This window comes from Pontibacter litorisediminis (assembly GCF_029360645.1).
Taxonomy (GTDB): domain Bacteria; phylum Bacteroidota; class Bacteroidia; order Cytophagales; family Hymenobacteraceae; genus Pontibacter; species Pontibacter litorisediminis.
This window is the reverse complement of record NZ_JARDUA010000007.1, coordinates 283,778-290,854: the sequence shown is the minus strand read 5'-3', so window position 1 is coordinate 290,854 and position 7,077 is coordinate 283,778. Positions and strand designations below refer to the sequence as shown.

General features: G+C 32.3%; 6 protein-coding genes. All 6 read right to left on the bottom strand.

Features of this window, described 5'->3' with window-relative positions; all coding sequences use genetic code 11:
- Positions 1–99: 99 nt before the first annotated feature.
- The 6 genes from PXG97_RS18635 to PXG97_RS18610 all read right to left on the bottom strand — a co-directional run bounded on the left by PXG97_RS18635 (position 100) and on the right by PXG97_RS18610 (position 7,060).
- Entirely contained in the window at positions 100–393 is a 294-nt protein-coding gene (locus PXG97_RS18635) for an LbetaH domain-containing protein (protein ID WP_276499334.1), read from the bottom strand.
- Positions 394–913: 520 nt separating this feature from the next.
- Positions 914–1,768 carry a glycosyltransferase gene (locus PXG97_RS18630; RefSeq protein WP_276499333.1) on the bottom strand — a complete coding sequence of 285 codons (855 nt, stop codon included), beginning with the start codon at positions 1,766–1,768 and terminating at the stop codon, positions 914–916.
- Entirely contained in the window at positions 1,761–2,930 is a 1,170-nt protein-coding gene (locus PXG97_RS18625; RefSeq protein WP_276499332.1) for a glycosyltransferase, read from the bottom strand. Before PXG97_RS18625 ends, PXG97_RS18630 begins: the two co-directional genes overlap by 8 nt.
- On the bottom strand, positions 2,927–4,432 hold the full coding sequence (locus tag PXG97_RS18620) for a capsular polysaccharide export protein, LipB/KpsS family (protein WP_276499330.1): 1,506 nt from the start codon (positions 4,430–4,432) through the stop codon (positions 2,927–2,929). Before PXG97_RS18620 ends, PXG97_RS18625 begins: the two co-directional genes overlap by 4 nt.
- A complete protein-coding gene (gene wecB / locus PXG97_RS18615) occupies positions 4,425–5,534 on the bottom strand; it encodes a non-hydrolyzing UDP-N-acetylglucosamine 2-epimerase (protein ID WP_276499329.1) in 1,110 nt (369 codons plus the stop codon). The genes PXG97_RS18620 and wecB overlap by 8 nt, the downstream gene beginning before the upstream one ends.
- 89 nt (positions 5,535–5,623) lie before the next feature.
- Positions 5,624–7,060, bottom strand: a complete 1,437-nt coding sequence (locus tag PXG97_RS18610; protein WP_276499328.1) for a lipopolysaccharide biosynthesis protein — start codon at positions 7,058–7,060, stop codon at positions 5,624–5,626.
- Positions 7,061–7,077 lie beyond the last annotated feature (17 nt).

Here is a 7,077-nt window from a genome sequence, read left to right as displayed (position 1 = left end):
GATTTATCGTATCTTCATCTAGAGCTGCCATTGAGTTAGAGTAAGGTGTAAAAGTGAGTCTGCAAACTCTTTTACACTTCTAATTCTTTGGCAGTTTCTTTAAACTTTAAACAGCTTCAATGATATATCCTTCATTACTAAATTAGGTGAGCACCCAAACACTAAAGTATTATCAGGAACATCTTGATCTTTAATGTATGCATTAGCAGCAATAATACAATTATCTCCTATTTTACTCTTACCGAATATTTTGGAGTTAGATAACATAGCACAGTTTTGACCGATCGCAGGGAAAACACCTTTATTGTTGCCAACTGTGCAGTTCTGACTAAAAGAAAAGTTATTCCCATACATTGCGCGGCCAATTACACTTCCAACGGGATGATCTAACATAAAAACTTCCGGTAACTCAACTTCATAAAATAAATCACATGAATTTAAAGCTTTATTTAAGTATTAAGTAATAAACTCTATCTACAAGTGTTCTAAATCTCCCTGTTTTAAATATAGAGTTCGATAAGAAATATAAAAAAATACAGTACTGCCCAGAGTGAAAAGGATTAAAGTACGTTACCCCATTTTTCGAATAGTATTTATTTAAACTTTTGGAAAAGCATTTCTCTGAACGTTCAAGAGCAATATTAATTCTCTATTAGAAATGTTTCTTCATCATCAGTTATATAGAAAAGATTTGAAATCTGCTTTGAGACAAGTTGATTAAGTTGTTCAATAGAAACTTCTATTTTCATTCGTTTAATAAAAAAGATTCTTAAAGCTGTTTCGTAAAGATATTAGAAAATACGAGGATGATAAGTACCCACTCAGATTATCGAAATCATAAATATTTTATTTAGAAATTAACTAAATGAATCATCAACATATATTTGTGTTAATAGTTTAATGGCAAAATAACTTATTTTATATTTTTAATTATGGTTCTAATAAACTCTCTCCTAAATACTGAAATAGGATTGGTGACAAATGCGGCTTTTAGATTTTCTCTAGATCTTAACTTATCGTTATTGGATGCAAACAGTTTGGCTAATTTTAAATAAACCTTATAATTAACAAACTCATGCTTTCCTTCCTTAATAAAGGTAGGCAAGTGGCCATTTAGGAGTTGCAAAAGCCTCTGTGCAATTTCCTTCCTTCTACTCTCTGTTAATGATCCTTGGTGAAAACGATAAAAATATAATTCGTCCTTAATAGGCTTAAATATAAAGTTGTTAAAAGCTGCTCTTATCCAAAAATCGTAATCTTCTACTAGAAAAAGGTCTGTTCTATAGCCCTCTAATTTGTTATGCATTTCGCTCTTGTATAAAAAACAAGCTTTAACAACATTATCTAGTAAGATATTTCTCCTTTCCCCTACAATACGTGTACCTGTCAAATTATCATCATTATCTATTGTACTATAGTTTGCATACACTAAATCAGATTTTGATTGTTCTAAAGCCCTAACCAAAGTATCAATAGCATTATTCTTATAATAGTTATCATCAGAAGTCCATGTAAAATACTCCCCTTTCGCAAGTGAAAATCCTCTATTCAGAGAAGCTGGGAGCTTTAAGTTCTGTTCATTCTTATAGTATCGTATTCGGTTATCTTTATAACTTTTAATTATATCCTCAGAAGAGTCTTTAGAGCAGTCATTAACAATTATCAATTCTATATTTTGATATGTTTGGTTCAGACAACTATCTATAGATTGTTTAAGAAACTTTTCTCCATTATATGTTGGAAGAACAATACTTACAAGTTTACTCATAAAGTGAGGTAATTATTTTTTTATATTCATCAATACTAAACATATTGCGGGTTTTTGACCGTGCATTTTCTTCAATCATCTCTAGGTCAACTTCCCTTCTTATAAGCTTTTGGACTATATTTCTTACTTCGTTTTCATCGCCATAAGTTACGAGAAACCCAGTTTCGTTATTTTGAATAATTTCTGGAATTCCACCAACCTTTGAGGCTACTACTATTTTCCCTGCACCTAATGCTTCAATTAAAATATTGGGCAGCCCCTCTCTTTTAGATAGTAAAAAAACAATATCAGCATTGCTTAAAATCTGGGGAACGTCAGTTCTAAATCCCAAAAATTTTACTGAATGGCTGACACCTAATTCATTAACCAAATCTTTTAATTTTGCCGTATAGTTTGTATCGCCTTTGCCAACTAATAATAAATTAGCTTTCGTAGCTTTCAATGTCGGAGCTAGGCTTTTTAATAAGAAGTCATGCGCTTTAACTGGTACTAGATTTGCTACACAAACGAAATTTAAATTACCGTCTTCTTTCTTACTAGCACTTGATTCTGGTACATTTACTGACTCATAATAGTCGTATAACACCTTTGTTTTGCTCTTATCAACACCTACTTCATTTATCCAAAAATTTGCAGTATCATTTGAAACAGCTACATACTTCGTAACTACTCTATTTGCAAATTTTATATACTCTTTACTGAAAAAAATACTCCCGATCTGATACTTGCTTCGGAGATGACTTATAACAGGAATCTTTAACCTTGCAGCAACAAGCAAACCAATTCTGTCTCTGAATAACTCTGTATTTAAATGTACAAATTCTATTCTTTCAGAGACACATATTTTTACAAGAGAAGTTATGGATGAATGATGTAATAATTGTAGAAACTTAATTACTCCAAACCGGAGTAGCCCTTTCATGAAAAATGCATTCCCAAAAAGGTAAATTTTACTACTTTCCTTTGAGAATACATTATCATGAACAAGAAAAACCTTAATGTCCTGGTCCTGTAATTTTTTTATTAACCCATTATCATTGAAAAATACAACAACTGGCTCTACTTGTGTTCTGTCTAGGGCTGAAATATGCTTTTCTAAACTTTTGAAAGATCCTCCCTCATGAACTCCACTTTCAACAAATAAAATCTTCCTTTGTGTCATTTTATGAGAAAGTGCTCAAACTGATCGGCAAATTTTTTCACTACATGAGGGTTTTCCTGTACACGCTGCTTACTAACGCCCGACCAGATTAAGCCACCATCAAATGCAAAAGAAACTTCATGAATAGCTGCTAATAGCCTTATCAGCGACTCATCTTTAGCACATTTAATACAATCCAGATTAGTAAGAATTCCAGGCAATTTAGATAAATCGTTAGTTAACTTGAAGCCTTCTCCTAAAAACTTATATATAAAATTACCCAGAAATATTGCCGGCTTTCCTAACAGTATAGCCTCAAAACCTGCTGTACCTGTCAAGGTTATTACAGCTTTAGCTCTCTGGATAAACTGTGGAGCAGGTTCCGTTGGATTCACCATATAAACCCCAGGAAAACTGTTAATTTTTTCATAAAAGCCATCAGGTCTACGACCAATCATCGTAACATGCTCTTTAACAATTACTATGTGATTAATTGGCTTTGATTTTGCAATTGCTTCTAATACCGCTAACTGATTTGTTTGATGTGCGGAAATAACCATAGTAGAAGCCTCAGGATCTACATGTAAAGGATAAAAAAAGAATGGTTTATCTATCAAACTTTGTCTCTCAAAGAATGGTTTTTTGGTCCAGAAGTTTTTGATTCCTTTAACAACTTTACTTTCGTAACTAACATTTCCCAAATAGGATGTATGAAAAAATTCATTAGACCTATCAAGGTTTCCTTTAGCCCTTTTGGCAAAAAGTTTCGCCTTATATGATAACTTAGTCTTATTTAAATAGATACTATTTTGTAGGACTTGATAGTCAGGCTGGTGTTGTTTCTTTCTAAAATTTATTAGGTATTCTTTAGCAAATTGCATTGACTCCTCAGATAAGGCAACAGCAGAATTCTGATAAATTTCTTTTACCCTTTCCATATTATCTCTAGGATCAGTATCTATAATGACCCTATCATTTACTCGGCTATGTGTCAACTTAATAAACTTGATTCCGAGTTTCTTGGACAATTCAGCAATTGCTAGAGTAAAAGCTCCTGCTACTGCATAACTATATATAATATCAGGTTTCTTTAATGTTAGAAACTCATATAAGTAGTCCAACATACCAATAGTATACTTAATGTAAGCTTCTTTATCTTTCTTAAGTTGATCAAGGAATTTTGAAGAAGCTATACCTCCACCGGTAAGGAAACCGTAGCCAATATGTCTGTCCGCAATTACTAACTCATTAATTATTTGATGCCCCAGTAAGTCAATAAAGAGTTGTACCTTCTCATGACTAACAGGTTTGTTTAACCATTGCTCTTCTAATTCATGAGTATAGACTAATTCCTCACCCAAGTCCCCTAATTCATCCTTTAAAATGTTAAAATACCTCCTTGGACCTCCAATAAAACCGCCTGATAAGACTTTAAATTCATTTCTAGCATTAAGTTCTTTTACTATCTCTACTGGCCAATAAAGAAAAATAGGTGCAAAAACAAAATATACTTTTTTAGTCATAACTCTCTAAAACGTCAATAATCTTTTTGGCAGCAGTTCCATCACCATACGGATTTATTGCTGCAGACATTTTCTTAAATTTATCTTTATTATCCATCAGCTGACAAATAGCTGTATAAATATATTCAGCATTATCACCCACTAATTCAACAGTCCCTGCTTCTACTGCTTCTATTCTCTCAGTTGTCTTGCGCGTTACCAACACAGGTATTCCTAAACTAGGGGCTTCTTCCTGTACCCCACCTGAATCAGAAATCATAAAATGAGAAAGCTTCATTAATTGAACAAATGCTGGATAATCTAATGGTTCTATCAAAAGGATATTATCCACCTCTCCTAATATTCTATTAGCTACTTCCTTAACTAAAGGATTTAAATGAACGGGGTAAACAAAAAGGAACGAACTATATCTTAACGCAGATTTCTTAATTGCATTGAATATATTTTCAAAACCTTCACCGATATTCTCTCTTCTATGCCCAGTAATTGTAATTACCTTTTCATTGTATTTAGAAATCTTTTCAATTAACGAGGTATCTAAAAAATTATGACCTGACAACTTGTCAACAGTATAATACAGCGCATCAATAACTGTGTTGCCCGTATTATATATTTGCTCACTATCTATTCCATCATGTTGTAGGTTTTGGAAGCTGTTTGGTGTTGGTGCAAAATGCAAAGTCGCTATTTGGCAAATTAACCTACGGTTAGCTTCTTCAGGAAAGGGATTATATATATTGTTTGTTCTCAACCCAGCTTCAATATGTCCGATCTTTATTTTATTATTAAATGCAGCCAAAGCAGCGACAAAAGCTGTTGTCGTATCTCCTTGCACCAACACGAAGTTAGGATTATCCTTTAAGAATATTTTTTCTAGCTCTAATATGGAATTATGAATTATACCATTAATACTCTGATTTTTCTTCATTATAGCTAAATCATAATCAGGCTCAATAGCGAACCATTTAAGCAATGGAGCTAGCATTTCCCTATGCTGCCCTGTGCTTACAATTTTAAAAGAAATTCCTCTTTTATCAAGTTCATGAATTACCGGGGCCATCTTTATAAGTTCTGGCCTTGTTCCGAAGATTACGTGTACCATATTTGTAATTGTTGAAAAGTAAAGGCTTAATTTTTTATTGTACTAATGCCCTCTAGCGCACAAATTGTTTAATTGTACATACAAAGCTATTATTCACGGCTAAAAGATTTTAACATAAACCTGAAGACATCGAGTTTATTAAAAGTAGCAAATAATAGACTTGAAAATACTGCGATTAGTAAAGAAAAAGTAGCTACGGAAACGAGAGGGTTAGTTATTGCCATCTTCTCAATGCAAATCTGAGCACCAACACCACCAATAAATATAAATATCATAATCCATTGAATATCTTTTATCTGATCCAAAAGACTATATTTTATCTGCATTCCTGATATGTACATTTCCAAAATAGAATAAAACACTTCAAATACTGTTATCCACATTATTAGAGTTATAAATGAAAATTTAATTAAGCTAACTATTATTATAATGCTAATTATTTTCTTTAGAATCTCTAATTTTAAGAAAAGAAAGCCTTTTCCTTTAACCTTTAATACATTCTTGTTTAGGTTAGATAATGGTACTGTTATTCCACCTATTGCTACGACTTTTAAAATCATCTCCATCTCTAACCATTTTTCTCCTAATAGTATAAAGATTATACTCTTGGATTGGAAGAACATAAAAACGGACAAAGCAGTAATTAACAATATTGCAACTTGTATATTGTTCCTATAAAAATTTTTTATTTTATTATCATCATCTTGTAGCTTTACCATTGTCGGGTAACTTCCCTTAACTAAGGTTTCAAGTACAATATTTGAAGGTAATTGTTGTAGGTTTCTCGATTTTCCGTAGAGTCCTAAAATGGCTGGACTATAGTATTTTGCATAAATTAAATTCATCGATTGGGTATATACTCTATTAAGATAACCTGCAAAAAACAGATTTAACCCGAAACCATAAAGAGGCTTCAGCGACTCAAATTTTAATGTAAAGCTTGGGATATAAGACACTCTATAAAAAAGTAATGCAAAGTATAAAATTGACCCTACAATTTGCTGAATTATCAATGACATTATACCGAAGCCCCAATATGCCAAGCTCACACCTACTATAAAACTTATCAGCGTTGCAGGTATTCGTGATTGCGTAATTTTCTTTAGGTTAAGCTCCTTAGTACTTTTAACCACTTGTATAATAGCCAAGGAATCTATTATCAAACAAATCGATTGAACCCTTATATAATACGCTAGGCTCTCAAATTTGTAAAAACTCTCTATTAAAGGGGCAGCCAAGAATAAAGCAATATAAACTATGATTGCTATGACTAGGTTTATCCAGAATACAGATGAATATTCGATGTCTGTAGCATCCTTTTTCTGAATCAATGCATCCTTCAATCCCCCATCGATAAAAGAGTTAGTTAAAAGATAAAATACATTTACAACAGCCAGTATACCAAAGTCTGCTGGTGTAAGCAGACGAGCTAAAATAATAGTTAAAACAAAACCTACTAGCTTTAAGCTAATAGACTCTATAAAAGACCACTTTATATTTGAAATGGTGGCTTTCTTTAATGTCATTACAATTTATTTAAGAA